The 25,962-nt window shown below is 70.6% G+C and carries 28 protein-coding genes; 8 read left to right on the top strand and 20 right to left on the bottom strand.

The window, feature by feature from the left end:
• Positions 1-135: 135 nt before the first annotated feature.
• The 4 genes from ACGF2Y_RS15115 to ACGF2Y_RS15100 all read right to left on the bottom strand — a co-directional run bounded on the left by ACGF2Y_RS15115 (position 136) and on the right by ACGF2Y_RS15100 (position 4,056).
• On the bottom strand, positions 136-1,368 hold the full coding sequence (locus tag ACGF2Y_RS15115) for an RNA polymerase sigma factor (protein ID WP_392946679.1): 1,233 nt from the start codon (positions 1,366-1,368) through the stop codon (positions 136-138).
• 149 nt (positions 1,369-1,517) lie between these two features.
• Positions 1,518-1,868, bottom strand: coding sequence for a YciI family protein (locus tag ACGF2Y_RS15110; protein ID WP_392946676.1), 351 nt, complete (start codon positions 1,866-1,868; stop codon positions 1,518-1,520).
• Positions 1,869-2,294: 426 nt separating this feature from the next.
• Entirely contained in the window at positions 2,295-3,308 is a 1,014-nt protein-coding gene (locus ACGF2Y_RS15105) for a hypothetical protein (protein WP_392946673.1), read from the bottom strand.
• Between the two features lie 328 nt (positions 3,309-3,636).
• On the bottom strand, positions 3,637-4,056 hold the full coding sequence (locus ACGF2Y_RS15100; RefSeq protein ID WP_392946672.1) for an ATP-binding protein: 420 nt from the start codon (positions 4,054-4,056) through the stop codon (positions 3,637-3,639).
• 138 nt (positions 4,057-4,194) lie between these two features.
• Between ACGF2Y_RS15100 and ACGF2Y_RS15095 the strand changes: the two genes are divergently transcribed.
• The 7 genes from ACGF2Y_RS15095 to coaA all read left to right on the top strand — a co-directional run bounded on the left by ACGF2Y_RS15095 (position 4,195) and on the right by coaA (position 8,780).
• Positions 4,195-5,037, top strand: coding sequence for a helix-turn-helix domain-containing protein (locus ACGF2Y_RS15095; protein ID WP_392946669.1), 843 nt, complete (start codon positions 4,195-4,197; stop codon positions 5,035-5,037).
• Complete coding sequence (locus ACGF2Y_RS15090; protein WP_392946666.1) at positions 5,034-5,225, top strand: DUF397 domain-containing protein; 192 nt, start codon at positions 5,034-5,036, stop codon at positions 5,223-5,225. Before ACGF2Y_RS15095 ends, ACGF2Y_RS15090 begins: the two co-directional genes overlap by 4 nt.
• 17 nt (positions 5,226-5,242) lie before the next feature.
• Positions 5,243-5,434 carry a DUF397 domain-containing protein gene (locus tag ACGF2Y_RS15085; RefSeq protein WP_392946663.1) on the top strand — a complete coding sequence of 64 codons (192 nt, stop codon included), beginning with the start codon at positions 5,243-5,245 and terminating at the stop codon, positions 5,432-5,434.
• A 3-nt stretch (positions 5,435-5,437) separates the two neighbouring features.
• On the top strand, positions 5,438-5,836 hold the full coding sequence (locus ACGF2Y_RS15080) for a VOC family protein (RefSeq protein ID WP_392946660.1): 399 nt from the start codon (positions 5,438-5,440) through the stop codon (positions 5,834-5,836).
• Between the two features lie 166 nt (positions 5,837-6,002).
• Positions 6,003-6,614 (top strand): RNA polymerase sigma factor, encoded by a 612-nt coding sequence (locus ACGF2Y_RS15075; RefSeq protein ID WP_392946657.1) that lies wholly within the window; start codon positions 6,003-6,005, stop codon positions 6,612-6,614.
• Positions 6,602-7,597 (top strand): CU044_5270 family protein, encoded by a 996-nt coding sequence (locus tag ACGF2Y_RS15070; protein ID WP_392946654.1) that lies wholly within the window; start codon positions 6,602-6,604, stop codon positions 7,595-7,597. The genes ACGF2Y_RS15075 and ACGF2Y_RS15070 overlap by 13 nt, the downstream gene beginning before the upstream one ends.
• A 187-nt stretch (positions 7,598-7,784) precedes the next feature.
• Positions 7,785-8,780: a type I pantothenate kinase gene (gene coaA / locus ACGF2Y_RS15065; protein WP_392946652.1), complete on the top strand. Its 996-nt coding sequence runs from the start codon at positions 7,785-7,787 to the stop codon at positions 8,778-8,780.
• Between the two features lie 79 nt (positions 8,781-8,859).
• Here coaA and ACGF2Y_RS15060 read toward each other — a convergent pair whose 3' ends face one another.
• The 6 genes from ACGF2Y_RS15060 to ACGF2Y_RS15035 all read right to left on the bottom strand — a co-directional run bounded on the left by ACGF2Y_RS15060 (position 8,860) and on the right by ACGF2Y_RS15035 (position 17,297).
• The gene (locus ACGF2Y_RS15060) at positions 8,860-10,932 is read right to left on the bottom strand and encodes a bifunctional serine/threonine-protein kinase/ABC transporter substrate-binding protein (RefSeq protein ID WP_392946649.1); all 2,073 of its coding nucleotides are present in this window, start codon (positions 10,930-10,932) and stop codon (positions 8,860-8,862) included.
• A gap of 287 nt (positions 10,933-11,219) precedes the next feature.
• Positions 11,220-11,888: a hypothetical protein gene (locus ACGF2Y_RS15055; protein ID WP_392946646.1), complete on the bottom strand. Its 669-nt coding sequence runs from the start codon at positions 11,886-11,888 to the stop codon at positions 11,220-11,222.
• Positions 11,889-12,477: 589 nt separating this feature from the next.
• Positions 12,478-13,836: a phosphoglucosamine mutase gene (glmM, locus tag ACGF2Y_RS15050; RefSeq protein WP_392946643.1), complete on the bottom strand. Its 1,359-nt coding sequence runs from the start codon at positions 13,834-13,836 to the stop codon at positions 12,478-12,480.
• A gap of 300 nt (positions 13,837-14,136) precedes the next feature.
• Entirely contained in the window at positions 14,137-14,664 is a 528-nt protein-coding gene (rpsI, locus tag ACGF2Y_RS15045) for a 30S ribosomal protein S9 (protein WP_392946641.1), read from the bottom strand.
• Positions 14,665-14,708: 44 nt separating this feature from the next.
• Positions 14,709-15,152 (bottom strand): 50S ribosomal protein L13, encoded by a 444-nt coding sequence (rplM, locus tag ACGF2Y_RS15040; protein WP_352240245.1) that lies wholly within the window; start codon positions 15,150-15,152, stop codon positions 14,709-14,711.
• A gap of 525 nt (positions 15,153-15,677) precedes the next feature.
• On the bottom strand, positions 15,678-17,297 hold the full coding sequence (locus ACGF2Y_RS15035) for an ABC-F family ATP-binding cassette domain-containing protein (RefSeq protein ID WP_392946639.1): 1,620 nt from the start codon (positions 17,295-17,297) through the stop codon (positions 15,678-15,680).
• A gap of 267 nt (positions 17,298-17,564) precedes the next feature.
• On the opposite strand from ACGF2Y_RS15035, the gene ACGF2Y_RS15030 reads away from it, so the two are divergent.
• Complete coding sequence (locus ACGF2Y_RS15030) at positions 17,565-18,416, top strand: hypothetical protein (protein WP_392946637.1); 852 nt, start codon at positions 17,565-17,567, stop codon at positions 18,414-18,416.
• Positions 18,417-18,455: 39 nt separating this feature from the next.
• Here the strand turns inward: ACGF2Y_RS15030 and truA are convergent, their stop codons facing one another.
• The 10 genes from truA to secY all read right to left on the bottom strand — a co-directional run bounded on the left by truA (position 18,456) and on the right by secY (position 25,860).
• Positions 18,456-19,310: a tRNA pseudouridine(38-40) synthase TruA gene (truA, locus tag ACGF2Y_RS15025; protein WP_392946634.1), complete on the bottom strand. Its 855-nt coding sequence runs from the start codon at positions 19,308-19,310 to the stop codon at positions 18,456-18,458.
• Positions 19,311-19,400: 90 nt separating this feature from the next.
• Entirely contained in the window at positions 19,401-19,904 is a 504-nt protein-coding gene (gene rplQ / locus ACGF2Y_RS15020; protein WP_018960210.1) for a 50S ribosomal protein L17, read from the bottom strand.
• 199 nt (positions 19,905-20,103) lie between these two features.
• On the bottom strand, positions 20,104-21,126 hold the full coding sequence (locus tag ACGF2Y_RS15015) for a DNA-directed RNA polymerase subunit alpha (RefSeq protein WP_003966937.1): 1,023 nt from the start codon (positions 21,124-21,126) through the stop codon (positions 20,104-20,106).
• Positions 21,127-21,263: 137 nt separating this feature from the next.
• Positions 21,264-21,668: a 30S ribosomal protein S11 gene (gene rpsK, locus ACGF2Y_RS15010; RefSeq protein WP_003956432.1), complete on the bottom strand. Its 405-nt coding sequence runs from the start codon at positions 21,666-21,668 to the stop codon at positions 21,264-21,266.
• A 104-nt stretch (positions 21,669-21,772) separates the two neighbouring features.
• The gene (gene rpsM / locus ACGF2Y_RS15005; protein WP_007446719.1) at positions 21,773-22,153 is read right to left on the bottom strand and encodes a 30S ribosomal protein S13; all 381 of its coding nucleotides are present in this window, start codon (positions 22,151-22,153) and stop codon (positions 21,773-21,775) included.
• A 195-nt stretch (positions 22,154-22,348) separates the two neighbouring features.
• Complete coding sequence (rpmJ, locus tag ACGF2Y_RS15000) at positions 22,349-22,462, bottom strand: 50S ribosomal protein L36 (RefSeq protein ID WP_003956441.1); 114 nt, start codon at positions 22,460-22,462, stop codon at positions 22,349-22,351.
• A gap of 59 nt (positions 22,463-22,521) precedes the next feature.
• Entirely contained in the window at positions 22,522-22,743 is a 222-nt protein-coding gene (gene infA / locus ACGF2Y_RS14995; protein WP_003956442.1) for a translation initiation factor IF-1, read from the bottom strand.
• 173 nt (positions 22,744-22,916) lie between these two features.
• A complete protein-coding gene (map, locus tag ACGF2Y_RS14990; RefSeq protein WP_392946631.1) occupies positions 22,917-23,753 on the bottom strand; it encodes a type I methionyl aminopeptidase in 837 nt (278 codons plus the stop codon).
• A gap of 134 nt (positions 23,754-23,887) precedes the next feature.
• Complete coding sequence (locus ACGF2Y_RS14985; RefSeq protein ID WP_392946628.1) at positions 23,888-24,547, bottom strand: adenylate kinase; 660 nt, start codon at positions 24,545-24,547, stop codon at positions 23,888-23,890.
• Entirely contained in the window at positions 24,547-25,860 is a 1,314-nt protein-coding gene (gene secY / locus ACGF2Y_RS14980) for a preprotein translocase subunit SecY (protein ID WP_392946625.1), read from the bottom strand. Before secY ends, ACGF2Y_RS14985 begins: the two co-directional genes overlap by 1 nt.
• Positions 25,861-25,962: the final 102 nt, after the last annotated feature.

Raw genomic sequence — 25,962 nt, 5'->3', positions numbered from 1 at the left:
GTCCCTGCCGCCGCAGGAATCCCGGTGTCCCTGCCGCCGCAGGAATCCCGGTGTCCCTGCCGCCGCAGGAATCCCGGTGTCCCTGCCGCCGCAGGAATCCCGGTGTCCCTGCCGCCGCAGGAGCGTAGAGCCCCTCTACTCCCCCAGCTTCCGGCGCAGCGCGGCCCGCTCCGGCTCGGTGCCCGCGAGCTCCAGCGCCTCCCGGTACGCGGCAGCGGCCTCCCCGTCCCGCCCCAGCCGGCTCAGCAGGTCCGCCCGCGCCACGACATACGGCGGGTACGCCCGCAGCCGGGGTTCCCCCGCCAGCGCGTCGAGCAGCGCGAGACCGGCCCCCGGCCCGTCCCGCATCGCCACCGCCACGGCGCGGTTCACCTCCACCACGGGGGACGGGGTGAGCGTGCGGAGCACGTCGTACAGGGCCACGATCTGCGGCCAGTCCGTGGCCGCCACGTCCGCCGCCTCGTCGTGCAGGGCGGCGATGGCGGCCTGCACCCCGTAGGGCCCGGCCGGCCCGCCGGTCAGTGCCTGGACGACCAGGGCGCGGCCCTCCTCGATCATCGGCCGGTCCCAGCGCCCCCGGTCCTGGTCCTCCAGGAGCACCGGCTCACCCTCCGGCCCGGTCCGCGCGTCGCGCCGGGCGTGGACGAGGAGCAGCAGCGCGAGGAGCCCGGCGCACTCCCGCTCGGCGGGCAGCAGCCGGCGCAGGATCCGGGCCAGCCGGATCGCCTCCTCGGCCAGGACCGGCCGCTGGAGGCAGGGCCCCGAGCTGGCCGCGTACCCCTCCGTGAAGACCGAGTAGACGACCTGGAGCACCCCGGGCAGCCGCTCCGGCAGTTCGTCGGGGCCGGGCACCCGGAACGGGATCCGGGCCTCGCGGATCTTCTTCTTCGCCCGCACGATGCGCTGGGCCATGGTCGCCGTCGGCACGAGGAACGCCCGCGCCACTTCCGGCGTGGTGAGCCCGGCGAGGCAGCGCAGGGTCAGGGCGGTACGGTCCTCGGCGGCGAGGGCGGGGTGGGTGCAGGTGAAGAACAACTGGAGCCGCTCGTCCGGCAGTTCACCGCCTCCGGACACGTCTGCGGCGGGGGCGGGCTCGGCACGTTCCGCGTCGGCGCTCAGGACGGCGAGCCGGGCCGCGTATGCCCGGTCGCGCCGCAGCCGGTCCACCGCCCGACGCCGGGCGGTCGTCAGCAGCCAGGCCCCGGGGCGGGCGGGGACGCCTTCGGCGGGCCAGTGCCGCAGGGCCGCCTCGATCGCCTCGGACGTCACCTCCTCGGCCAGGTCGAGGTCCCCGAACCGGCGGACGAGGGAGGCGAGCAGCAGCCCGCGCTCCTCCCGGAACACCGCCTCGACGGCTTCGGCGGCCACGCGCCCCTCCTTCAGGAACCGGTGCTCCCCCGGGGCCCCGCCCTCGCCAGGAACCCCGCCCTCCTCCAGGAACCCGTTCTCCCCCGGAACCCCGCCCTTCCCCGGAACCCCGCCCTCGCCCGCGAACCCGCCCTCGCCCGGCACGGCTCTCAGGCCCCGAAGTCCGCGACCGGCCGGACGACGACCGAGCCGCCGTCCCGCGAGCCGGGACAGCGTGCGGCCCAGTCGAGGGCCGCGTCGAGGTCGGGCACGTCGATCACGAGGAATCCGCCCAGCAGCTCCCGCGCCTCGGCGAACGGCCCGTCCGTCACGGTCCGCTCCCCGGTCGGCGAGACCCGCACGGTGGTCGCGGTCACCAGATCGGCCAGCGACTCCCCGGAGACGTGGATCCCCGCGTCGCGTACGTCCTTGTCGTAGGCCATCCAGTCCTCGACGGTGCACTGGGGCGCGCCGCCCTGCTCGTCGACGGCCCCGCTGTGGATCAGCAGCATGTACTTCATGGTCGGCTCCTTCTCGCCTGTATGTCGCGCCCGCCGGTGCGGGTCGCCCTACACGATGACGACGAACGGGACCGGGGCCGATCGACACGCCGCCCGAAACTTTTTTACGACGGGACCGGCCACGTCCGCTCCGCGGGCATCCGGCTGGGAACCGGCCCCTTCGGCCCCGTGGGACGTCGCGGCGGGCGAGCGGTGCGCGTTCGCCATCCACGGCGATCCGGTCGTGGGCGAGGTCGTCCGGCACGAACTGCCTCCGCCCGCCGAGGGCGTCACCCGCAGCGCGTACAAGGGCGACCTCGTGGTCCGTCAGCCCGACCGGAGCCAGAACCGTGACCGGCCCGGCGATCTCAAGGACCGACGCCTGCGCGCAGATCGACTGAGCGGGCGCGCCGGGAGGCGGCCCTGCCGTCATGGCCGTCATAGCCGTCATGCGCTGATGAGAGACCTTTCGGAGGCGTACGCACGGGCCTCCCGGCATTCCCCGCAGCACCCCGGCGCCTGCGACCGGAACGCCCGGTCGCAGGCGTCGCAGGTCTGGAGGGGCACGACGGGCGGGGCGACGGGCAGCGGCGGCGGAAGGAGCGCGATGAGCCGGTGCCGCACCAGCTTCGCCGGGTGCCGGAGGGGCACGGGCGGATCATCGGTCAGCGCGGCCCGCACCGCGTCCGGCCGCATGCCCCGCTCCAGCCAGGCGGCGACCCCGGGGGCGAGCCGCGCCACGTCCGCCTCGGTGAGGACGAACTGCGGCGCGGCGGCCCGGAGCCCGGCGAGCAGGCGTGTGGCCTCGGCGAACAACGCGGTACTGGGCCCGCACGGGAACGGCAGCGGCGGGGGCGGCGGCTTGGGCGCGGTGGGCGGCGGCACGAGCCGGGGCACCGGCACCACGACGGGCTCACGCTCCGGTACGGGTACGGGTACGGGTACGGGTACGGGTACGGGAGCGGGCGCGCGCACCGCCTCCCGTACAGCCTCCCCCGGCTCAGAAGCGCGGGCAGGGGCTGAGGCGGCGGCAGAGGCAGGGGCTGAGCCAGGGGCGGCATCGGAGGCAGCGGCAGGGGCTGAAGCCGCGACCGACGCGGCCCCTCCCCGCCGGGCCGCCGCGTCCGGGTGGTTGTAGAACACCGTGCGCGTGGCCAGCTTGCCGCCCTTGACGCGTTCCAGGACGCGGCTGAGGAATCCGTGCTGCTCCAGCTCGTGCAGCGCGGCGGCGATGCGGGTCTCGCTCTCCGGGAAGATCGCGGCGAGCACCTTGATGGCGACCCGCCTCCCGTCGGGCAGCGACTGGATGTGGGTGCCGAGGCCGATGGCCAGCAGGGACAGGCCCCGGTGCTGGGAGAGCCGGTTGGAGACGATCGTGTAGCCGTCGGTGAGCCGGATGTTGACGTGGACGACGCCGGAGTACGGGGCGCGCGAGGGCGCGCTAATCTGCTGGGTACCCATCGGGAAGCTCCTACTTCCTCGGTGGTCAGGCCTTCGGTCGGGATGCCAGTCCCGGCCGGGGGCCGTCTCATGTCTGGTGGTGGTCAGCGTGAGCATATGCCCGCCAACAGGGCGAAAATCCAGCCCGGTTGGCACACTTCACCCGTGTGAGTGACGACGCCTCGCACGTGCTGACGCGGGCCCACACAGGGTTGGGTCGGGTTATTTCTCCCGTACTCAAGGACAAGTAATTAAAAGCTTTTACATCGCGGGCCACCGGGACGCGGTCCACCGCGTCCCGGTCACCTTCGCCCCGGCTCCCCCACCCCGCCCCACCGGGTCGCGGCTGTCACGATCCGGTGAGCGCCACCTCCGCCCAGACCGTCTTGCGCGGGAACGGCCCGTGCTCCGTACCCCACCGCACCGACAGCGCCTCCACGAGCAACAGCCCACGCCCGCCCTCGGAATCGCCGGACGGATCCCGCTTCACCGGGTCCCGGTCACCCCGGGTGTCGGCGACCTCGATCCGCAGCACGTCGCCGTACACGCTCAGCAGGATGCGGAAGTCCCGCCCGGGGACGTATCCGTGCAGCGCCGCGTTGGTCGCCAGCTCCCCGATGACAAGGCTCGCGTCCTCCAGCGGCAGGCCCCATGAGCGCAGCTGCTCGGTCGCCAGCAGACGGGCGAGCCGGGCGCCCCGGCGGGTGGCGGAGAGCTGGACGGCGAACTGTCCGGTGCGCGCCCTCGGTTGGGTGATTTTTTGGTTCATGTCACTCAGCGTGGCCGCGCGTATCTACTCTGAGAAGTATTGGCACGGGTACGGACTGTCACTGTCCCTGGTGTGTACAGCCCTGTCCCGTTCGTACGGTGTCCGCGCGCGGACACACGGCTGGAAGCGGGTCGACAGATGGCTGACGGAAACGAAGAGGACCAGGAATTCGGCCTGGAGGACGACTCGGGCGCGGTCATCGCGGCGGTCGGCCGGCAGGTCAAGCTCTGGCGCGAGGCGGCCGGCCTGCGCGCCGCCGAACTGGGCACGGCCATCGGGTACAGCGAGAACCTCGTCTTCAAGGTCGAGGGCGGCCGGCGCATCCCGAAGCCGGAGTTCCTGGACCGGACGGACGACGTCGTGGGCGCGGGCGGCAAGATCGCGGCGATGAAGAAGGACGTGGAGGAGGCCCGGTATCCGAGGAAGGTCCGCGACCTGGCGAAGCTGGAGGCGGAGGCGGTCGAGCTCGGCGCGTACGCGGGGGTCGTAATCCACGGGCTGCTCCAGACCGAGGAGTACGCACGCGCGCTCTACGGACAGCGGCGGCCCGCGTACAGCGAGGACGACATCGAGCGCCTGGTGGCCGCCCGCATGGCCCGGCAAGTGGTCTTCGACCGACGGCCCGCCCCCCTGCTCACCTTTGTCCAGGAGGAGTCGACGCTCCGGAGGCAGACCGGGGGCAGAATGGTTCTGCGACGCCAGCTCGAACACCTGCTTGACTTGAGCCAGTTGCGGCATGTCGAGATCCAAGTCATGCCGATGGAGGCGGAGGAGCACGCGGGTCTCGGCGGTTCGCACCAAGTCCTTAAGCTCAGGGACGGAAAGACCGTCGGGCACAACGAGGTTCAGCTCATCAGCGGGCTGATCACCGATCCGAGGCAGGTGCAGATCCTGGAGATGCGCTACAACCTGCTCCGGTCGCAGGCCCTCACGTCCCGGCTGTCGCGGGAATTCATCGAGAAACTGCTGGGAGAGACATGAGCGCCACCGAGCTGAACTGGTTCAAGAGCAGCTACAGCACCAACGACGGCCCCGAGTGCGTCGAGGTCGCCGCCGCCGCCGCCACCATCCACGTACGCGACACCAAGCAACTCCCCACCGGCGGCCCCCACCTCGGCTTCACCCCGGGCGCCTGGAACGACTTCATCGCCTACGCGGCACAGAGCTGAGCCCACAGGGAGCGAACATGACCACCACCGAACTGACCTGGTTCAAGAGCAGCTACAGCACCAACGACGGCCCCTCCTGCGTCGAGGTCGCCACCGCCCCCACCACCATCCACATACGCGACACCAAGCAACTCCCCACCGGCGGCCCCCACCTCGGCTTCACCCCGGGCGCCTGGGCGGACTTCGTCACCTACGCATCGGAGGCCTGAGCCATGTCCGTACCGCCGGCCGTGCGCGTCAAGGACTTCGACCACCTCGTCCTCAACGTCGGGGACGTCGAGCGGGCCATCGCGTTCTACTGCGGGCCGCTCGGCCTGGAGCCCGTACGGGTCGAGGAGTGGCGGGCGGGCAAGGTGGCGTTCCCCTCGGTCCGGGTCAGCCCGACCACCATCATCGACCTGCTCGACCGCCCGCGCGGCGAGTCGAACGTGGACCACATCTGCCTCGTCGTCGACCCGCTCGACTGGCAGGAGGTCATCGACTCCGGGGTGTTCACGGTGAAGGAGGGCCCGGTCCCCCGCTTCGGGGCCCGGGGCTCGGCCACCTCGGTCTACGTGCTCGACCCGGACGGCAACACGGTCGAGCTGCGCTGGTATCCGCAGGACGCGTAGGGCGGGCGGAACCGCGCACGGAACCGGACGGGCGGACGGGCGGACGGGCGGTGGAGCGTCTCGCGGGACGCCCCGCCGCCCGTGAACCGTTCCGCCCGTGAACCTTTCCGGCCACTGCGGACAACAGGGGTGACAGACACACCGACCGACGCCCTCTGGAGGCGCAGTGACCGGACCACCTCCGGCCCGCCCAGGCACCGAACGCGACGACGCCGTCGTCATCACGCAGTCTCTCGACGAGCCCGAGCTGTTCGCCGGGCTGTACGACCGGCACGCCTCGGACATCCACCGCTACGCCGCCCGCCGGCTCGGGGAGGGCCCGGCGGACGACATCACGGCGGAGACGTTCCTCATCGCGTTCCGCACCCGGGACCGCTACGACACGTCCCACCGGCTGGCCAGGCCCTGGCTGTACGGCATCGCGGCCAACCTGATCGGCAAGCACCGCCGCAGCGAGGTCCGCGCGCTGAAGGCGCTGGCCCGGACGGGCCACGACCCGGTGGCCGCGTCCTGGAGCGACCGCTCCGACGACCGGATCGCCGTCCAGGCCCCCCTCGCGGGCGCGCTGGCCGCGCTCTCGCCCGGCGACCGGCACGTCCTGCTGCTCGTCGCCTGGGCGGACCTCGGCTACCAGGAGGTGGCCGACGCACTGCGGATACCGCTGGGCACGGTCAGATCCCGACTGAACCGGGCCCGCCGCAAGGTGCGCGAGGCCCTGAGCACCGATCCCACGTTCGTCTCGGCCGAACAGGAGCTGACCCCATCATGGACGAAATGACCCAGCTGCGGGAGCTGCGCGCCGATGCCCCCGTACCCGACCGTGCAGCCCTCGCCCCGGGCCGCGAGCGGCTCACCGGCACCATCGCGGGCAGGGGCCGCCGCACCTTCCGGGCGCGGGCCGACTGGCGGATCGCCTCGCTCGGCGCGGTGGTGGCGATCACCGCGGCGGCGCTCTTCGTCACCCAGGTCGTCGACACCTCGGACCCCCGGCAGTCGGGACCGGCGACCGTGACGGGCGACCTCGACCTGTCCAGCCCGTCCGCCGCCCTGGGCCGGGCTGCGGACTTCCTGGACCGGCAGGAGGTGCCTCCGGAGCCCCGGCCGGACCAGTGGATCTACCTCCGGGAGGAAAATCCCGAGCAGGCGGAGCAGTGGGCGGAGCTGCCCGCCGAGATCCGGGAGGACATGCAGTGGTCCTACAGCCCGGACTCCTGGGTCCCGTACGACGACAAAGCCGCGGAGAACGACGAGTCCGACACCGACTACCGGACCGCCCGCGAGTCCTACCGCATCGCCGCTGACCTGCCGGAGGACCCCGAGGCGCTGCTCGCGAAACTGCGGAAGGTGTTCCCTACCGGCAGCGGCCCCGACGGCCCGCCCGAGGCCAAGGACGAGCACAGCTTCCGCGCCCTGTCGGTCCTGCTGGGGTCGTACCCGCTCCCGCCCGACGCGATGGCCAGGATCTACCGGGCGATGGCCACGGTCGGCGGCGTAGAGGTGACCGACCACCTGATCAGGGACGCCTCCGGCCGCCAGGTCATCGCCGTGACCCGCGACTACGACCAGGGGGACACCCGGCGCGAGATCCTCATCGACCCGGTGGACTACAGCTACGCGGGAGAACGCGACGTCGTCACCAGGACACACGAGGTCTCCCGACCCGACGGCATCGAGCCCACGGTCCAGGAACGCGGCGACATCCTGATCAACGTCGCGAGGACCAGAGCGGCCGTCGTCGACGCCAAGGGCCAGAAGCCCTGACCGTACGGCTCGCACACACCCGGGCGCGGGCCCGGTGTCCGGCACAGGGGAGCGGACACCGGGCCCGCGACCGTGGGCCTCCGGCGAGGCCCCTGGCCGTGGACGTCCGCTGCCAGGGGCACCGCCCCGACACCCACGTGACCGACCCCACCCCCCGCTCCGTTCAAACTCCCGCAACAATGAACGTGTGATCACTTCACCCGCACGGAGCCCCCACCGTCGCACCGAGCACGCGCCGACCCCCTACGTCGACCTCTCGCGCGACGAGTGGAGCGCGCTGCGGGACAAGACCCCGCTGCCGCTGACCGCCGACGAGGTGGAGCGGCTGCGGGGTCTCGGGGACGTCATCGACCTGGACGAGGTACGGGACGTCTACCTGCCGCTCTCCCGGCTGCTCAACCTGTACGTCCAGGCCACCTCCGGGCTGCGCGGCGCGCTGAACACCTTCCTCGGGGACGCCGGGAACGGGCACGGGGCGCAGCGCGGCACCCCCTTCGTCATAGGGGTCGCGGGCAGTGTCGCCGTCGGCAAGTCCACCAGCGCCCGTATCCTCCAGGCGCTGCTGGCCCGCTGGCCGGAGCACCCGCGCGTCGAGCTGGTGACCACGGACGGGTTCCTGCTGCCGATGAAGGAGCTCCGGGCGCGCGGGCTGACCTCCCGCAAAGGGTTCCCGGAGTCCTACGACCGGCGCGCCCTGACCCGGTTCGTCGCCGACATCAAGGCGGGCAAGGACGAGGTGACCGCGCCCGTCTACTCGCACCTGATCTACGACATCGTCCCCGACGAGCGGCTCACCGTGCGCCGCCCCGACATCCTCATCGTCGAGGGCCTCAACGTCCTCCAGCCCGCGCTGCCCGGCAGCGACGGCCGAACGAGGGTCGGGCTCGCCGACTACTTCGACTTCAGCGTGTACGTGGACGCGCGCGCCGAGGACATCGAGACCTGGTATCTGAACCGTTTCCGCAAGCTGCGCGCCACGGCGTTCCAGGACCCGTCCTCGTACTTCCGCAAGTACACCCAGGTCTCCGAGGAGGAGGCGCTGGAGTACGCGCGCACCATGTGGCGGACCATCAACAAGCCGAACCTGCTGGAGAACGTGGCTCCGACGCGCGGCCGAGCCACCCTGGTGCTCCGCAAGGGACCGGACCACAAGGTCCAGAAGCTGTCCCTGCGCAAGCTCTGACCGGCTCGCGTACACCGACCGGGTCACGTACACCGACCGGGTCGCGGCCGGACGCGCCGCAGCGGAGCACCGGACGTGCTCAGCTGTCCCCGAGTCCTCCGAGGTAGCGGAAGCGGCCGTCCTCCACCCGGATGAGGAAAGCGTTGTCCTCCTGCACCGGCGCCGCGGAGCCTTCCCGGAAGGTGAACGTCTTCGACACGCCACGGTGGGAGGTCCGGGGCAGCCGGCGGGCCAGGGCGCGGCGCTCGACGCTCTCCTCGCCGAGCGCGCGCACGGCCTCAGCGATCAGGTGGACCGTGTCGAACGCCTCGGCGGCGTAGAGGGCGGGCGGGTCACCGTAACGCTCCTGGTGAGCCGCGGTGAAGGCCCTGGCCTCGGGCTTGCCGGTCGCGTCGACGACGGCCGAGCTCAGCACCCATCCCTCGGCGGCCGCCCCGGCCTGCTCGGGGAACCCGGGGTCGAGCAACGCCTGCGTGCCGAGCCTGGCCCCGGTGAATCCCCGCTGCCGCAGCGCGCGGGCGAACCGGGCACCCCTGGCACGACGGCCGCCGAACACCAGTGCGTCGACCTCGTCGTCGAGGAGCTTCCCGGCAAGGGGGCCGAAGTCCTCGGTGCTCGTCTCGGCGGTGTGCCGCACCAGTCCGTGTCCGCCGGACTCCATACCGCGGTGGATGCCCTGGAGGACGTCCCAGGAGTGGTCACCCTCGGCCTCGTCGTGAACCAGTGCGGTCCGCCGGGCACCGACCTCGCCGACCAGGTGGGCGATCAGCACCAGTGCCGCCTCCGCGTCCGTGGCGCGGGTCCGCAGATAGGCGGTGTGCTCGGCGGACGACACCTCTGTGGTGCCCACCGAGACGGATACCAGGGGGAGCTGGGCGGCGCTGTAGGTGCCGACGGCCGCTTTGCAGGTGGTGCCGGTGGTCGGGCCGACCACGGCGAGGACCGAGCGGGCGGCGGTCAGTTCCTCGGCCACCTCCACGGCCCGCGCGGGGTCTCCGGCATCGTCACGGACGGTCAGCGCCAGAGTGAAGGGGCGGTCGGGGCCCGCGTTGAACTGCTCGACGGCGAGCCGGGCGCCCCGTTCCTGAGCCTTGCCGGTGGCGGCGTCCGGCCCGGAGAGATCGGCGTGCACGGCGATCGTGTGGCGCGGGACCCGCGACGGCCCAGGGCCGGTCTCGCGCTGGTCCACGAGGCCGCGCCAGAGGGCGAATCCCCCGGCCGCCAGCACCGCGCCGCCCGCCGAGGCGACGGTCAGGAAGCGCCGGCGGGTCGGGGTGGCGGGGTCGGGCCGCTCCGGCGGGGCGGGATGTTCGGGGGTGGCGGCCGGGCCGGGCGGGGGGTCTCCCGGCTGCGGCGTCCCGGTGGCAGTGGGGTCGTCCTTCTTCGGCCGGGATATCTCCGTCGGCGGGATTGCCGGAAGGTCGAGCATCGCCGCCGCACGGGCGGTGACCAGCCGGAGAACCGGCTCCGGGAGCCATCCGGGGCCCGGAGCCGACGGCTCGCCCGGGAGGAGACGACTCCGCAGCCCGGCAGCGTCGGGGCGCCGCTCGGGGTCCTTGGCCAGGCACTCCTCCAGTAGGGGGCGCAGCTCCTGCGGCACCCCGTCGAGGTCCGGCGCGTCATGCACCGTGCGGTACAGCATGGCCTCGGGGGCTCCGCTGCCGAACGGGGGTCGCCCGGTCGCCGCGTAGGCCAGGACGCAGCCCAGCGAGAAGACGTCACTGGGCGGACCGATCGCGTCGGCGTCCGCCCGCGCCTGCTCGGGGGAGAGAAAGCCCGGCGACCCCACCACCACATCGGTCGAGGTGAGCGCGGTGTCGTCGAGCGCACGGGCGATACCGAAATCGATCAGCCGCGGCCCGTCCAACGCCAACAGGATGTTCGCCGGCTTCACATCACGATGCACCAACCCCGCACCATGCACCGCCACCAACGCCTCCGCGACCATCCCCCCCAACGCCGACACCGCGCGCGCAGGCAGCGCCCCACACCCCACCACCGCCTCCTGCAACGACGGACCCGCCACGAACGGCGTCACCAACCACGGCCGCACCGCCCCCACATCCGCATCCGTCACCGCCACAGCCCACCGACTCACCACCCGACGAGCCGCCCCCACCTCCCGCACAAAAACGCTCACGAAACCCCACATCACCCGCAAACTCCGCCTGCACAAGCTTCAACGCAACCAAACCACCACCAACAGAACGCCCCAAATACACCACCCCCATCCCACCCGCACCCAACCGCCCCAACAACCGATAACCCCCCACCCACGCCGGATCACCCACACCCAACGGCTCCATCACAGACTCCCCGTCGTCATCGTCCCGGCTGTCCCTGCCCCGCCTGCCCCCACGGCCGCCGAAGCGTCCACCTGCGCGGGCGTGGCACCCGGCCGGGCCGCCCCCGCCCGTAAGGCCGTCGTCGCCCGCGCGGTCATCGCAGTTCCCTCCGGACGTCGGTGAGCATGCTGCCCAGCGCCCCGGAGCCGGTGGCGCTGACGGTCTTCGCGTCGTAGCCGTCGGCACCCTTGACCGATACCGCGAACACCACGGAGCCGACGCGGTTCGCCGCCCAGAGGTAGGGGTGCGGGCCGCCGTGCACGTCATCCGTGTACTGGCCGACCTCGAAGACGGAGTCCTCGGCGTCGTGGAAGACCGGTTTCTCCCCCAGCGACACGAGCGAGGTGACGCGTTCGCCCCGGCGGGGCCGCTGGTCGGGGCAGCGCAGCGCGTCCTCCAGGAACCTCGCCATCGCCGCGTCGGCGTGCGCGGTGGTCCGGTAGACGGTGACATGGGCGGTCACCCGCAGCGGCCCCCCGCCGGAGACCTCGCCCGGCACTTCACTCGACCGCGACAGCCCGGCCAGCACCTCGTGCGGTAGGGCCTCGCGCTGCCAGCGGCAGGACCGGTCCAGCACCGGCACGGTCCGCGGTGCGCTCTCGTAGGGGCTCTGCCGGACGAAGTCGGCACCGAGCACGTCGGGTTCGGCGGCGACGGCACGAGCGAGCGCCAGGGCCTCCTCGAACGTGCCCGGCAGGGTTTCAGGGGCGGGCGGCTCCGCCGACCCCGACGGTCGCGGACCCTTGCTCCCGGGTAACGGCACAGACGTCCGCGAGTCGCCCCCCGCCCCGGCGGAAGGTGCCGCCGCTCCCCCGCCGTCCGGGCTGTCCGCCCCACCGGACGAACACCCCACCACCAGCGTGATCACGGCCATGGCTGCACCGGCGCAGCGGGCCCCCCCGTCGACGAGCCACCGTCGCTCCTCCCGATGCGCAACTGAGGCAGACGCTCTGCCCGCTTCGCCATCGTCCCACCGAGAAGCACGCGTTGAGGGCGGAACGCGGTTCCCGCGGCTCCGTCCGGTGGCGTCAACGCTCTGCCGTACCGATCCGCCCCGCGGGTGCCCGTGTGTGCGGGGCATCGCCCTACGCGGGACGCGGGCGACCCCACGCGGGCGACCCGCTCATCCACACACGGGCGGCTCCACGCGGGGCGACCCGCTCATCCGCCGGAAGCCGCCCGGAACACCCCCAGCGCCCGGGACGACACGGACCGCCGAGGGCCCTCGTCCCCGCACGCCTTCAGACACGGGAGCAGTCGGCACGCGCACAGCCGAGGCCGCCGTCGGCCATGCGTGCCCGCCCCGTCGGCCGACCCGTCCTGCGCCGGCCAGTGGGCGCCGGCTCGGGAGCTCAGCCGAGCGCCGACTTCACCACATCGGCCAGCCGGCCCGCGACGGCCCGCGCCTGCTCGATGTCGGCGGCCTCGACCATGACCCGCACCAGCGGCTCCGTACCCGACTGGCGCAGCAGTACACGCCCGGTCTCGCCGAGCTCGCGCTCCGCCTCGACGACCGCGGTGGCCAGCTCGGACGAGGTGGTCACCCGGGTCTTGTCGACGTCGGGGACGTTGATGAGGACCTGCGGCAGGCGTTGCATGACCCCGGCCAGCTCGGCGAGGCTCCGGCCGGTGGCGGCGACCCGGGCCGCCAGCATCAGGCCGGTCAGTGTGCCGTCGCCGGTGGTGGCGTGGTCCAGGACGATGACGTGCCCGGACTGCTCGCCGCCGAGCGCGAAACCCTCGGCCTTCATCGACTCCAGGACGTACCGGTCGCCGACCGCCGTCTGGACGAGCCGGATGCCCTCGCGCTCCATGGCCAGCTTGAAGCCGAGGTTCGACATCACGGTGCCGACGACGGTGTCCTGGCGCAGCGAGCCGGCGTCCCGCATCGCGAGGGCCAGCACGGCGAGAATCTGATCGCCGTCGACCTCCTCGCCCGCCGCGTCCACGGCGAGACAGCGGTCGGCGTCGCCGTCGTGCGCGATGCCGAGGTCGGCCCCGTGCTCGACGACGGCGGCGCGCAGCAGCTCCAGGTGGGTGGAGCCGCAGCCGTCGTTGATGTTCAGGCCGTCCGGGTCGGCCCCGATGGTGACGACCTCGGCGCCGGCCCGCGCGAACGCCTCGGGCGAGACCCGGGCGGCGGCGCCGTGCGCCTCGTCCAGGACGACCTTGAGGCCGTCGAGCCGGTTCGGGAGGACGCCGATGAGGTGGGCGACGTACCGGTCGAAGCCTTCGGTGTAGTCGGTGACCCGGCCCACGCCGGCACCGGTCGGGCGGCTCCACGGCTCACCGGAGCGGTGCTGCTCGTAGACCGTCTCGATCCGGTCCTCCAGCTCGTCGGCGAGCTTGTGGCCGCCGCGCGCGAAGAACTTGACGCCGTTGTCGGGCATCGCGTTGTGGCTGGCGGAGAGCATCACGCCGATGTCCGCGCCGAGCGAGCCGGTGAGGTGCGCCACGGCGGGCGTCGGCAGCACGCCGACGCGCAGCACGTCCACACCGGCGCTGGCCAGGCCCGCCACGACGGCGGCCTCCAGGAACTCTCCGGAGGCCCGCGGATCACGTCCGACCACGGCGGTCGGGCGATGGCCCGCGAAGGTGCCCGCCTCGGCGAGTACGTGCGCCGCCGCGACCGAGAGACCGAGCGCGAGCTCGGCCGTCAGATCGGCGTTGGCGACACCCCGTACTCCGTCCGTACCGAAGAGTCGTCCCACTGGTGTCCTCCGAAGTGCTCCGAAACCACAAACCACAAACCACAAACCACTGCACAGCAAACGAACTGAGCAACCAAACAACGAAAGCGGCGAGAAAAACGTAAAAAAGGCACGCCGGGTGGCATGGCACGCCCGACCTACGCCCGACCTGCGACATGCGCGACGGCGCTCACCGGGCCGCGGTCCGAGCGGGCCGATGAACGTCTTATGCCGTTATACGCCCGTGAGGGCCGATAAACGAACGCCCCAGCAGCACAGAGTGTGCCGCCGGGGCGAACGTGACAGTCGAGCAGGCGATATTTAGCGCTTGCTGTACTGCGGGGCCTTACGGGCCTTCTTGAGACCGGCCTTCTTGCGCTCGACCGCACGGTCGTCGCGGGAGAGGAAGCCGGCCTTCTTCAGCGCGGCGCGGTTGTTGTCCACGTCGGCCTCGTTCAGCGAGCGGGCCACACCGAGGCGCAGCGCGCCGGCCTGACCGGAGACACCGCCACCCGAGATGCGGGCCACGACGTCGTAGCGACCGTCGAGCTCGAGAACCTTGAAGGGCTCGTTGACTTCCTGCTGGTGCACCTTGTTGGGGAAGTAGTCCTCAAGGGTGCGACCGTTGATCTTCCACTTGCCGGTGCCCGGGATGATCCGGACGCGGGCGATGGCGTTCTTGCGACGGCCAAGGCCGGCCGCGGGCTGCGGGTCGCCGAAGCGGCCCGCGAGCGACTCGGAGGTGTACTCACCCTCGACGGGGACCTCCGACTCGAAGGTGGTCACCTCGGCGAAGGTCTCCTCGCCCTCGGTGCCCTCGACGGGGGTCTCAACAGTGGTCTCGGCCACGATGCTCCTCAGATCTTTCTGTATGTCTTAGGGGGTGGCCGGAACTACTGCGCGACCTGGGTGATCTCGAACGGGACCGGCTGCTGAGCAGCGTGCGGGTGCTGGTCGCCCGCGTAGACCTTGAGCTTCGAGATCATCTGACGGCCCAGGGTGTTCTTGGGGATCATGCCCTTGATGGCCTTCTCGACGGCCTTCTCGGGGTTCTTCGAGAGCAGCTCGTCGTAGCGCACCGAACGGAGACCGCCCGGGAAGCCCGAGTGGCGGTACGCCATCTTCTGGGTCTTCTTGTTGCCGGACAGGTGAACCTTGTCGGCGTTGATGATGATGACGAAGTCGCCCATGTCCATGTGGGGGGCGTAGATCGCCTTGTGCTTGCCTCGGAGGAGGTTCGCAGCCGTGGTGGCCAGACGGCCCAGGACGATGTCCTGAGCGTCAATGATGTGCCACTGGCGAGTGACATCGCCGGGCTTGGGGCTGTACGTACGCACTTCGCAGCCTTCGCTTCTTCAGTGGATGGGATCCAGACACACGGCACCTCTGAAGCGATCATGCAGCTGGGGCTCACAATGCCGGGGACGCTGCCCGTATGCGAGCCACTGGTAACTGCTCCAGAGAACCTACGTAAGGCCCTTCGCGTGAGAACGACGAAGCCAATACGTATAACAATCCTCGACAGTACCCGCCACGCCCCGGACGGGTCAAAACGACCCCCGCCACACCCTTCCAGCCAGCCGACGTCAGGGCGCCCCTTCCGACCCCACCACACCCACCCTCAGCCCCGCCGCACCCACCCAGCCCCGCCGGCGCTTGAGGCGATGCTTTCCAGCCCCGCCGCACCCACCCAGCCCCGCCGGCGCTTGAGGCGATCCTTTCCAGCCCCGCCGGCGTTTGAGGCGCGGGGGCCCGGGGGCAGCGCCCCCGCAACGGCGCCGCACGGCACCCCGCACCCCGCCGGCACCCGGCATCCGCACCCGGCCCCCACCCGACTCACCCCCGCCCGCCGACCGCCAAGGTCACCGCGCCCGCTCCACCCTCCGCTCGTCCCACACCGGCTCCGCCGTCTCCCGTACGACCCCGTCCGAGCCGAAGACCAGATACCGGTCGAAGCTCTTCGCGAACCACCGGTCGTGCGTGACGGCCATCACCGTGCCGTCGTACACCTCAAGCCCGTCCTGAAGCGCCTCCGCCGACTCCAGGTCCAGGTTGTCCGTGGGCTCGTCCAGGAGCAGCGCCGTGGTGCCGGCCAGCTCCAGGAGCAGGATCTGGAACCGCGCCTGCTGCCCGCCGGACAGCTTCTCGAACGGCTGGTCCCCCTGCCGCTCCAGCTCGTACCGCCGCAGGACCGACATCGCCCCGCCCCGGTCCTTGGCATGCTCGGACCACAGGATCTCCACCAGCGTCTTGCCGAGCAGCTCCGGATGCGCGTGCGTCTGGGCGAAGTGCCCTGGCACGACCCGCGCCCCGAGCTTCCACTGTCCCGTGTGCGCCACCGGCTCCCCCGCCAGCAGCCGCAGGAAGTGCGACTTGCCCGACCCGTTGGAGCCGAGGACCGCGACCCGCTCGCCGTAGTAGATCTCCAGGTCGAACGGTTTCATCAGCCCGGTCAGCTCCAGGTTCTCGCAGGTGACCGCCCGCACCCCGGTCCGCCCGCCGCGCAGCCGCATCCTGATGTCCTGCTCGCGCGGCGGCTCCGGCGGCGGGCCCGCCTCCTCGAACTTCTTGAAGCGGGTCTGCATCGCGTGGTAGCGGTTCGCCATGTCGGGGCTGTTCGCCGCCTGCTGCCGCATCCGCAGGACGAGCGCCTTCAGCCGGGCGTGCTCCTCCTGCCAGCGCCGCAGCAGCTCCTCGAACCGCGCGAAACGCTCCTTGCGCGCGTCGTGGTACGTGGCGAAGCCGCCGCCGTGCACCCATACGTCGCTGCCCGCCGGGCTCGGCTCGACGCTGACGATCTTCTCGGCGGCCCGGGAGAGCAGCTCCCGGTCGTGGGAGACGAAGAGGACCGTCTTACGGGTCTCCTTCAGCTTCCCCTCCAGCCACCGCTTGCCCGGCACGTCCAGATAGTTGTCCGGCTCGTCGAGCAGCAGCACCTCGTCCGGCCCGCGCAGCAGCGCCTCCAGCACCAGCCGCTTCTGCTCGCCGCCGCTGAGCGTGCGCACCTCGCGCCACTGCGCCTTCTCGTACGGGACGCCCAGCGCGGCCATCGTGCACATGTCCCAGACCGTCTCGGCCTCGTAGCCGCGCGCCTCCGCCCAGTCGCTCAGGGCCTGCGCGTACGCCATCTGCGCGGCCTCGTCGTCGACGGTGAGGATCTTCTCCTCCGCCGCGTCGACCGCCCTCGCCGCGCCCCGGATACGGGGCTGGGAGACGGAGACCAGGAGGTCCCGCACCGTCCGCTCGTCCCGCACCGAGCCCACGAACTGCGGCATCACGCCGAGCCCGCCGCTCACCGAGACCGTGCCGCCGTGCGGCTGGAGCTCACCGGCCAGCAGCCGCAGCAGCGTCGTCTTGCCCGCCCCGTTCGCCCCGACGAGCGCGACGACGGCCCCGTCGGCCACCCGGAACGAGGCATCGCCGAGCAGCACCCGCCCGTCCGGTAGGTAGTACTCCAGGTGGCCTGCTTCGAGATGTCCCATGCAGAGCATTGTCACGGTCCGCGATGCCCTGGCCCAACCGGATTACCGATAGCCCTCAGACCGACCGGCAATTGGGGGGCGGCGTCGCGGGGCTGTGCACGCACTCCCCCAAGCTCTCGGCTTCGCTCGAGCAGGGAGGGGCCCCCTCCGGCGTTGTCGTCAATCACCATGGCTCCGCCATGCCTCAATCCTCCGCCTTGCAGCTGCACGCACCCAGCCCCGCTCCTTCTCCCACCCCCCAATTGCCGGTCGGTCTAAACTGCGCGCATGAGCTTTGGGCAAGGGGGGCCCTCCTGGGGGCCCGGGGGCGACGGGACTCCGGACTGGGCGGCGCTGGCGGAGGAATCCGCGGCACGGGCCCGCCGTAAGAAACTGCTGATGATCGGCGGCGGCGCGCTGGCCACCGTGGCGATCGGCGCGATCGTGACCGCGGCCGTGGTCACGTCGAACGGCGGCGGCACCGGCAAGGCGGACAAGAACGCGAGCCAACTGCCCGCCCCCGTCGACCTCCCCGAGGACACCTCGGCTCCCGAGCCCTCCTTCTCCTCGGTCGCGCCGCCGCCCCCGCCGGACCCCAAGGACTACATATCCAGCGCCGAGAAGGACAAGGCGCCGATCACCGTCGACGGGTTCTTCCCCGGCAAGAAGCTCACGATGGGCGACCGCGTCCACCTCAAGGGCGCGACGGGCAACACCACGAAGTGCGCGACGGGCACCCAGGGGGCCCTCGGCTCGGTCCTCGCGAACAACGGCTGCGCGCAGCTCATCCGGGCCACCTACCGCAAGGACGGCGTGTCCGTCACGGTCGGCATCGCCGTCTTCGCGACGGAGGCCCGCGCGAAGAAGGCCGTCGACCAGTCCTCGGGCGGCCTCGCCTCCCTCAGCGGCGGGGGCGTCGACACCTTCTGCCGGGGCGGCACGGTCTGCCTGCGCACCGCCAACTCCTACGGCCGCTACGCCTACTTCACCGTGGGCGGCTTCCTGGACGGCAGGCGGGTCACCACCGCCGACAAGGACGTCTACGCGGTCAACAAGGACCTGACGAACTTCGCCTTCCGCCAGATCCACCGCCGGGGCCAGCTCCAGGCCTCCCAGTCCGTCGCGGAACCCAGCAGCTGACGGACGCCGAACTCCCGGCGCGATCCCGGGAGTTCCCGCTCAGCAGCAGCCCGCCCCCGGCAACGTCCGTACGTTCCGGGCCTCTACGGCACGGGCCGCCAGCAAGTCGTCCGCCGGGTACGCCACTTCCTCCAGCGTCAGCCCGTGCGGGCGCACCACGTGCACCCCGGGGTCGCGCACCTTCGCGGCCAGCACCTCGGCGGGCCAGCCCGCCGGCCGCCGCCCGTCGCCGACGAACAACGCCGCCCCGATCAGCGCCCGCACCATGTTGTGGCAGAAGGCGTCCGCCTGCACGGTCGCGGTGAGGACCCCGGAGGCCGGATCCCGTACCCAGCTCAGCTTCTGGAGCGTACGGATGGTCGTCGCCCCCTCGCGCTTCTTGCAGTACGCGGCGAAGTCGTGCTCCCCCACCATCGGCGCGGCCGCCTCGTTCATCGCGTCCACGTCCAACGGCCGGTCGTGCCACAGCACATGACCCCGGGTCAGCGGATCGACCCCACCGGGCCGGTCCCCGACGCGGTAGGCGTACCGCCGCCACAGCGCGGAGAACCGGGCGTTGAACCCGGCCGGGGCGGGAGCCGCCCGCCAGATCCGTACGTCCAGCGGCAGCCGGCCCGCCAGCCGTCGCAGCAGCTTCTCCTCGTGCTCGGCCCACACCGCCTCCGGCAGGTCCACGTGGGCCACCTGGCCGCGCGCGTGCACCCCGGCGTCCGTCCGCCCGGCCACCGTCAGGTCGTACGTCACCGCAGAGCGGGTCACGGTCCGCAGCGCGTCCTCGATCTCCCCCTGCACCGTGCGCCGGCTGGTCTGCTTCGCCCAGCCGGAGAAGTCCTTGCCGTCGTAGGACAGGTCCAGCCGCACCCGTACGAAACCGGGCTCCGCCTCGTCACTCACCGCGTCATCCTCTCAACTCCCCTGCTCAGCAGAACGGGCCCGCACCGCCCCGAAGGGTGATGCGGGCCCGTCCCGTGGTCGCTAAGACGCTCAGGCGTCCTTCGACTCCGCGTCGTCGGCCGGCTTGGCGTCCTCGACGGACTCGGCCGCGGGGGCCTCGTCCTTCTTGAGGGCGTCTTCCTTGACCGCACGCTTCGTCGCGGCCTCGGCCTCACCGGTGGCCTGCTGGGCCACGGTCAGCGCCTCGACCAGCTCGATGACCGCCATCGGGGCGTTGTCGCCACGACGGTTGCCGATCTTGGTGATACGGGTGTAACCACCGGGGCGGTTCTCGTACCGGGGAGCGATCTCGGTGAAGAGCGTGTGGACGATGCTCTTGTCCGTGATCGTCTGGAGCACCAGGCGACGGTTGTGGATGTCGCCCTTCTTCGCCTTGGTGACGAGGCGCTCGGCGACCGGACGCAGGCGACGGGCCTTGGCCTCGGTCGTCGTGATGCGGCCGTGCTCGAACAGCGACTTCGCCAGGTTGGCGAGGAGCAGACGCTCGTGCGCGGCGCTGCCGCCCAGACGGGCACCCTTTGCGGGACGCGGCATGGTGATTCTCCTTGTGTGCTGCACCGGCCGTATCAGGTACCGGTGTCAGTTCCCGTGAGGCGGACGCCTCCCGGAAGTCATATGTGCCAGTCGTGCGCGGAATCCGGCATCAGCCGAATCCAGCCCGTCCGGCGATTGAGGACAAAGCCTCGCACCGGCACGGGGCACCCAGAGAACCGGGCACCCCCGCCGGAGGCGATCAGTACTGCTCGGTCTCCACGAAACCGGCGTCCGCGTCGTCGTCGGCGCCGAAGGCGTCGGCGGCGGCGGTCGGGTCGAAGCCGGGAGGCGAGTCCTTGAGCGCGAGGCCCATACCGGCCAGCTTCGCCTTGACCTCGTCGATCGACTTGGCGCCGAAGTTGCGGATGTCGAGCAGGTCCGCCTCGGAACGGGCCACGAGCTCACCCACGGAGTGGATGCCCTCGCGCTTGAGGCAGTTGTACGACCGAACGGTGAGCTCCAGCTCCTCGATCGGCAGGGCGAGATCGGCGGCGAGCGCGGCGTCCGTCGGGGACGGGCCCATGTCGATGCCCTCGGCGTCGATGTTGAGCTCGCGCGCCAGACCGAACAGCTCGACCAGGGTCTTACCGGCCGACGCCATGGCGTCACGGGGACGCATGGCCTGCTTGGTCTCGACGTCGACGATCAGCTTGTCGAAGTCGGTGCGCTGCTCGACACGGGTCGCCTCGACCTTGTACGTGACCTTGAGCACCGGCGAGTAGATGGAGTCGACCGGGATCCGGCCGATCTCCTGGCCGACCTGCTTGTTCTGGACGGCGGAGACGTAGCCGCGACCGCGCTCGACGGTCAGCTCCATCTCCAGCTTGCCCTTGCCGTTGAGCGTGGCGAGAACGAGGTCGGGGTTGTGCACCTCGACACCGGCCGGGGGCGCGATGTCGGCGGCGGTGACCAGACCCGGGCCCTGCTTGCGCAGGTACATCACGACGGGCTCGTCGTGCTCCGAGGAGACGACCAGCTGCTTGATGTTGAGGATGAGGTCGGTGACGTCTTCCTTGACGCCCGGCACGGTGGTGAACTCGTGCAGGACGCCGTCGATCCGGATGCTGGTGACAGCGGCACCGGGGATCGAGGAGAGAAGGGTGCGGCGGAGGGAGTTGCCGAGGGTGTAACCGAAGCCCGGCTCCAGCGGCTCGATCACGAACCGGGAGCGGAACTCGTCGACGACCTCTTCGGTCAGCGACGGACGCTGAGCGATAAGCATGCGGTGATCCTTCAGTCGTGGGCACCCACTATTTGATGCCCGACAGATGTAACAAGGGTACGGGCGGTACGCCTCCGAAGAGGTGTACCGCCCGGACCCGACGCTACTGACGCACGGCCGTCACCGGCCGTGACGGGTCAGACGCGGCGACGCTTCGGCGGACGGCAGCCGTTGTGCGGCGTCGGGGTGACGTCCTGGATCGAGCCGACCTCCAGGCCGGTGGCCTGGAGCGAGCGGATCGCGGTCTCACGGCCGGAGCCGGGACCCTTGACGAAGACGTCGACCTTGCGCATGCCGTGCTCCTGCGCGCGGCGGGCGGCCGACTCGGCGGCCATCTGCGCGGCGAAGGGGGTGGACTTGCGCGAGCCCTTGAAGCCGACGTGGCCGGCGGAGGCCCAGGAGATCACGTTGCCCGAGGGATCTGTGATCGAGACGATGGTGTTGTTGAACGTGCTCTTGATGTGCGCGTGGCCGTGAGCGACGTTCTTCTTTTCCTTGCGACGCACCTTCTTGGCTGCGCCCTGACGACCCTTGGGGGGCATGTCTTGACTCCAGATGGAGAGGGGAGGTGATCGGTCCTACAGCGAAGACCGCTGGTTGCTGCGGGTTCCGGAGAACCGGAGGTCCGCAGTGCGTCCGCTGAGGACTACTTCTTGCCCGGCTTCTTCTTACCGGCGATGGCGCGACGCGGGCCCTTGCGGGTACGCGCGTTCGTGCTGGTGCGCTGACCGTGGACCGGCAGACCACGGCGGTGACGAATGCCCTGGTAGCAGCCGATCTCGATCTTGCGGCGAATGTCGCCCTGGACCTCGCGGCGGAGGTCACCCTCAGTGCGGAGGTTGGCGTCCACGTACTCGCGGATCTTGACGAGGTCTTCCTCGGCAAGGTCGCGGACGCGGGCGTCCGGGTTCACGCCGGTGCTGGCGAGGATCTCCTTGGACCGGGTGCGCCCGATGCCGAAGACGTAGGTGAGGGCAACCTCCACGCGCTTTTCGCGCGGGATGTCAACACCTGAAACGCGTGCCATTCAATGGCTCCAGTTGTTAGATCGGGGGTCTTCCGCAGTGCCACTCCCGGCCGCCGACCGCTCATGAGGAGCAGTGGTACGTCCGGGTCCCCGGCCCCCGCCGGAGGTGTCGTCAGCCGTGGCTTGGACGGGCTCTGCGTATGTACGTATTTACGTGCGTCGCGCGAAGAACTGCGAGATGCAGGCGGTCGTGCGTCAGCCCTGGCGCTGCTTGTGGCGCAGGTTGTCGCAGATGACCATGACCCGACCGTGACGGCGGATCACCTTGCACTTGTCGCAGATCTTCTTGACGCTCGGCTTGACCTTCATGGGATGTCAGGTTCTCCGGGTCAGTGCCATCACCCGCCGAAACGGGGTGCCGGCAAGATCTACTTGTAGCGGTAGACGATCCGGCCACGCGTCAGGTCGTACGGAGAGAGCTCCACCACGACCCGGTCATCCGGGAGGATGCGGATGTAGTGCATCCGCATCTTGCCGCTGATGTGCGCCAGGACCTTGTGACCGTTCTGGAGCTCCACCTTGAACATAGCGTTCGGGAGGGACTCGATCACGGTGCCCTCAATCTCGATGGCACCTTGCTTCTTGGCCACGCTTCGCCTTTCGAATCGGCTACCTTGATCGACTCTTGTTTCTCGGTGTGCTGATATGTGGGCACACTGATGCACGAGAGCCGACGAGTCAGTCTACGCCAGCGGACTCCAAAAGACGAATCCGTCAAGTTTGCCCAGTCGGGGTGATCCTTAGACCTCCCCGAGGGGGCGTGTCACCCGAGAGGGTCGGGAGCCGCCTCGATCCCGTACTCCGCGAGCTTCGCCCGGCCGCAGTCCGGGGCGGTCAGGACCAGCGGCCCCTGCTCGGTCAGCGCGATGGAGTGCTCCCAGTGCGAGGACCAGGTGCCGTCCGTCGTGATGACCGTCCAGTCGTCGCCGAGGGTCTCCGTCCGCGCCGTGCCGAGGGAGACCATGGGCTCGATCGCCAGGCAGACGCCCGGGACCAGCTTGATGCCCTTGCCGCGCTTGCGGGAGACGTAGTTCAGCAGGTGCGGGTCCATGTGCATCTCGGTGCCGATGCCGTGGCCGCCGAAGTCCTCGATGATCCCGTACTTCCCGGTCGCCGGGCGGGGCTGGCGGCGGATGTAGGTCTCGATCGCCCTGGAGATGTCGACGAGGCGGTTGTTCACCTTCATCGCCGCGATCCCGGCCCACATCGACTCCTCGGTCACCCGGGAGAGCTCGACCAGCTCCGGAGCGTGCCTCGTCCCCACGAAGGCGGTGTAGGCCGCGTCACCGTGCCAGCCGTCCACGATCGCGCCGGCGTCGATCGAGATGATGTCGCCGTCCTTGAGGACCGTCCGGTCGTCCGGGATGCCGTGGACGACGACCTCGTTGACCGAGGTGCAGATGGTCGCGGGGAACCCGCCGTACCCGAGGAAGTTCGACTTCGCGCCGTGGTCGGCGATCACCTTGCGGGCGACCTGGTCCAGGTCGTGCGTGGTGGCCCCGGGGACGGCCGCCTCACGGGTGGCGGCGTGAATGGCAGCGACCACCAGGCCCGCCTCGCGCATCTTCGCGATCTGCTCGGGGGTCTTGATCTGCACCATTGCTCGGCGCCTCTCTGCATCGACGGGGACGGGTACGGCTCGGTGTGTTCAACGATACGGGTGCAAACAGCCGGCCGCGGCGCCCTGGGGCGCCGCGGCCGGCTTGCACAACGGGGTGGGGACGGGGTGGACGCTCAGCCCTCGTCGGAGGGCTTCAGCGCCTCCATGGCGCGGGCGGTCACGTCCGCGACCTTGCCCAGCGCGGAGATGGTCACCACCAGGCCCTGGACCCGGTAGTAGTCGATGATCGGCTCGGTCTGCGTGTGGTAGACCTCCAGCCGGGTACGGACCGTCTCCTCGCTGTCGTCGTCCCGCTGGTACAGCTCGCCGCCGCAGGCGTCGCAGACGCCCTCGGTCTTCGGCGGGTTGTACGTGACGTGGAAGACGTGCGCGCTGTCGCTGCGGCAGATGCGGCGCCCCGCGATCCGCTTCACGACCTCGTCCTCGGGGACCTCCAGATCGAGGACCGCGTCCAGCTTCACGCCCTCGTCCTTGAGCATCACGTCAAGGGCTTCGGCCTGGCCCACGTTCCGCGGGAAGCCGTCCAGCAGGAAGCCGTTCACGGCGTCCGGCTGGGACATGCGGTCCTTGGCCATCCCGATGGTGACCTCGTCCGGCACCAGCTGGCCTGCGTCCATGTAGGCGCGGGCCTGCTTGCCAAGGTCGGTGCCCTGGCTGATGTTGGCGCGGAAAAGGTCGCCCGTGGAGATGTGCGGAATCGACAGGTTTTGGGCAAGGTACGCAGCCTGCGTTCCCTTGCCGGCACCCGGAGGCCCGACGAGGACGATTCGCATCAGCGGAGGAACCCTTCGTAATTGCGCTGCTGGAGCTGACTCTCGATCTGCTTCACGGTTTCCAGACCGACACCCACGATGATGAGGATGCTCGTCCCGCCGAACGGGAAGTTCGCGTTCGCACCGCCGAAGCCTGCCAACGCCATTGTCGGCACCAGAGCGATCAGACCCAGGTACAGCGAGCCCGGCCAAGTGATCCTGTTGAGCACGTAGCTCAGATACTCGGCAGTAGGTCGACCTGCCCGGATACCCGGGATGAAGCCACCATACTTCTTCATGTTGTCGGCGACTTCGTCGGGGTTGAACGAGATGGCCACGTAGAAGAAGGCGAAGAACACGATGAGTACGAAGTACGTCGCGATGTAGTACGGGTGGTCACCCGTCACGAAGTTGTCCGTGATCCAGGTCGCCCAGCCCGCGGTGGAGCTGGAGAACTGGACGATCAGCGCGGGGATGTAGAGCAGCGACGAGGCGAAGATGACCGGGATCACACCCGCCTGGTTCACCTTCAGCGGGATGTACGTGGACGTACCGCCGTAGGACCGGCGTCCGATCATGCGCTTCGCGTACTGCACCGGGATGCGGCGCTGGGCCTGCTCGACGAAGACGACGAGGCCGACCATCACGAAGCCGATGAGGATGACCGTGCCGAACTCGATCCAGCCGTCGGCCAGCTTGCCGCTCTCCTTGATGGCCCACAGGGCGCCGGGGAACGTGGCGGCGATCGAGATGAACATGAGGATCGACATGCCGTTGCCGATGCCGCGGTCGGTGATGAGCTCACCGAGCCACATGACGGCGGCCGTGCCGGCGGTCATCGTGAGGACCATGATGATCGTGGTGAAGACCGACTTGTTCGCGACGATCTGGTCGGCCACGGAGCAGTTCTGGAAGAGCGCACCGCTGCGGGCGGTGGCGACGAGGCCGGTGCCCTGGAGGACGGCCAGCGCGACGGTCAGATAACGCGTGTACTGCGTGATCTTGGCCGTGCCGGACTGCCCCTCCTTCTTCAGGGCTTCCAGGCGCGGAATCACGACGGTCAGCAGCTGGAGAATGATGCTCGCCGTGATGTACGGCATGATGCCGAGCGCGAAGATGGTGATCTGCAACAGGGCGCCACCGCTGAACATCTGCATCAGACCGAGGAGGCCACCCGAGTCGGCCTGGTCGATGCACTGCTGCACCTTCGCGTAGTCGACGCCGGGGGCCGGGACGTGCGCCCCGAGCCGGTAGATCACGATGATGCCGAGCGTGAAGAGCAGCTTCTTGCGCAGGTCGGGCGTCTTGAACGCTCGGGCGAACGCGGTGAACACGGTGCCTCCTGCGACCCCCGCGCTGTGCGTCAGAGGCGACGGGTCTGGATGGGACTGGACGGGATCGGATACAAGGCAGCCCTACATCGTAAGGAGGCCACA

Source organism: Streptomyces sp. NPDC048142 (assembly GCF_043202835.1).
In the GTDB taxonomy this organism is placed as follows: Bacteria; Actinomycetota; Actinomycetes; order Streptomycetales; family Streptomycetaceae; genus Streptomyces.
This window is presented reverse-complemented; position numbering and strand designations above follow the sequence as displayed.

What these genes read in the sequence shown, in the direction of transcription:
- ACGF2Y_RS15030 (WP_392946637.1), top strand. Translation starts at nt 17,565, where the DNA reads ATGAGCTTTGGGCAAGGGGGGCCCTCCTGGGGGCCCGGGGGCGACGGG.
- ACGF2Y_RS15060 (WP_392946649.1), bottom strand. Translation starts at nt 10,932, where the DNA reads ATGTGGGGTTTCGTGAGCGTTTTTGTGCGGGAGGTGGGGGCGGCTCGT.
- ACGF2Y_RS14985 (WP_392946628.1), bottom strand. Translation starts at nt 24,547, where the DNA reads ATGCGAATCGTCCTCGTCGGGCCTCCGGGTGCCGGCAAGGGAACGCAG.
- rpmJ (WP_003956441.1), bottom strand. Translation starts at nt 22,462, where the DNA reads ATGAAGGTCAAGCCGAGCGTCAAGAAGATCTGCGACAAGTGCAAGGTG.
- ACGF2Y_RS15035 (WP_392946639.1), bottom strand. Translation starts at nt 17,297, where the DNA reads ATGGGACATCTCGAAGCAGGCCACCTGGAGTACTACCTACCGGACGGG.
- ACGF2Y_RS15015 (WP_003966937.1), bottom strand. Translation starts at nt 21,126, where the DNA reads ATGCTTATCGCTCAGCGTCCGTCGCTGACCGAAGAGGTCGTCGACGAG.
- ACGF2Y_RS15105 (WP_392946673.1), bottom strand. Translation starts at nt 3,308, where the DNA reads ATGGGTACCCAGCAGATTAGCGCGCCCTCGCGCGCCCCGTACTCCGGC.
- rpsK (WP_003956432.1), bottom strand. Translation starts at nt 21,668, where the DNA reads ATGCCCCCCAAGGGTCGTCAGGGCGCAGCCAAGAAGGTGCGTCGCAAG.
- rplQ (WP_018960210.1), bottom strand. Translation starts at nt 19,904, where the DNA reads ATGCCGCGTCCCGCAAAGGGTGCCCGTCTGGGCGGCAGCGCCGCGCAC.
- ACGF2Y_RS15095 (WP_392946669.1), top strand. Translation starts at nt 4,195, where the DNA reads ATGGCTGACGGAAACGAAGAGGACCAGGAATTCGGCCTGGAGGACGAC.
- ACGF2Y_RS15100 (WP_392946672.1), bottom strand. Translation starts at nt 4,056, where the DNA reads ATGAACCAAAAAATCACCCAACCGAGGGCGCGCACCGGACAGTTCGCC.
- map (WP_392946631.1), bottom strand. Translation starts at nt 23,753, where the DNA reads ATGGTGCAGATCAAGACCCCCGAGCAGATCGCGAAGATGCGCGAGGCG.
- ACGF2Y_RS15090 (WP_392946666.1), top strand. Translation starts at nt 5,034, where the DNA reads ATGAGCGCCACCGAGCTGAACTGGTTCAAGAGCAGCTACAGCACCAAC.
- ACGF2Y_RS15085 (WP_392946663.1), top strand. Translation starts at nt 5,243, where the DNA reads ATGACCACCACCGAACTGACCTGGTTCAAGAGCAGCTACAGCACCAAC.
- ACGF2Y_RS15070 (WP_392946654.1), top strand. Translation starts at nt 6,602, where the DNA reads ATGGACGAAATGACCCAGCTGCGGGAGCTGCGCGCCGATGCCCCCGTA.
- ACGF2Y_RS15110 (WP_392946676.1), bottom strand. Translation starts at nt 1,868, where the DNA reads ATGAAGTACATGCTGCTGATCCACAGCGGGGCCGTCGACGAGCAGGGC.
- ACGF2Y_RS15080 (WP_392946660.1), top strand. Translation starts at nt 5,438, where the DNA reads ATGTCCGTACCGCCGGCCGTGCGCGTCAAGGACTTCGACCACCTCGTC.
- rpsM (WP_007446719.1), bottom strand. Translation starts at nt 22,153, where the DNA reads ATGGCACGCGTTTCAGGTGTTGACATCCCGCGCGAAAAGCGCGTGGAG.